At 65.5% G+C, this 1,237-nt stretch carries 1 protein-coding gene; it reads left to right on the top strand.

From position 1 onward, the window contains the following. The first annotated feature begins 120 nt into the window (after positions 1 to 120). On the top strand, positions 121 to 1,221 hold the full coding sequence (locus tag AOM02_RS13990) for an IS30 family transposase (RefSeq protein WP_439645413.1): 1,101 nt from the start codon (positions 121 to 123) through the stop codon (positions 1,219 to 1,221). Positions 1,222 to 1,237 lie beyond the last annotated feature (16 nt).

The raw sequence follows: 1,237 nt of genomic DNA, 5'->3' as shown, positions 1-1,237 counted from the left end.
GCCGTGGGTTCGAGGGGTGGTCGCAACACCTGATTGATGAGAGGTGTTGTGATGCCTGGCCGTCGTTTTCGTCCGTTCATGTCTGAGGCGTGGGTGCGAGTGTTCTGGGACGCTCGAGCGATGGGAACCGCGTTCAGACAGATGCCTGTGGCGATCGACTCGAACCGCTCGACGATCCGGGACTATCTCAACCTCACCGGCGGCATACCAGTAGCGGCGTGGAAGGACCCCGATCGGCTGCTCACGCTCGAGGAACGCTTCCGCATCAAGGAGCTGCTGGTCGAGGGGCGGTCGCTGCGTGCGATCGCACGCACCCTTGGCCGCAGCCCGTCGACGATCTCGCGTGAGATCCGACGCGGCAGCCACGGCGCGTCCCGCGCGCACTATCGGCCCACCCAGGGCCATCGGATCTCGTGGGAGCGTCGACGCCGACCCAAGGCGCTCAAGATCCCGTCGAACCCGCTGCTGCTCGCGCTGGTCCAACAAGGCCTCGATGACAAGCTCTCCCCGGAGCAGGTCGTGGGACGCTTGCGACGTGAGCACCCGAACCAGGTCGAGCTGCACGTGAGTCACGAGACCGTCTACAAGACGATCTACCTGCAAGCCCGCGGGGGCCTCAAGCGTGACCTGCAGGCGCTCACCCGCACCGGACGCACGATCCGCCACCCCCAGAAGTCGACCTCACGCCGGCGCACCCACATCAAGGACCTGATCCCGATCTGGGAACGCCCCGCCGAAGCCCTCGACCGGTCGATCCCCGGCCACTGGGAAGGCGACCTGATCGTGGGCAAGGGCGGCAAGTCCGCGATCGCGACCATCGTCGAACGTCACTCGAACTACCTCATCCTGGTCCGCCTGGACCCGGACAAGGGCCGGGTCGAAGCGACCCGTGACGGATTGATCGACAAGCTCGCCGGCCTGCCCGACACCCTCAAAGGATCGCTGACCTGGGACCGCGGAACCGAGATGGCCCGCCACACCGAAGTGACCCGCATGACCGGCATCGACATCTACTTCGCCGATCCCCACGCCCCATGGCAGCGCGCCACCAACGAGAACACCAACGGACTGCTGCGCCAGTACTTCCCCAAAGGCACCGACCTGTCCGTCTTCAGCCAAGACGACCTCGACTTCGTCGCCGACCAGATGAACCGACGCCCCCGCAAACGACTCGAGTTCGCCACCCCATACGAGACAATCCAACAAGCCCTGTTGCGATGACCCCCTGAAACCGCCG

This window comes from Demequina maris, from assembly GCF_000971155.1.
GTDB classification, from domain to species: domain Bacteria; phylum Actinomycetota; class Actinomycetes; order Actinomycetales; family Demequinaceae; genus Demequina; species Demequina maris.
This window is presented reverse-complemented; position numbering and strand designations above follow the sequence as displayed.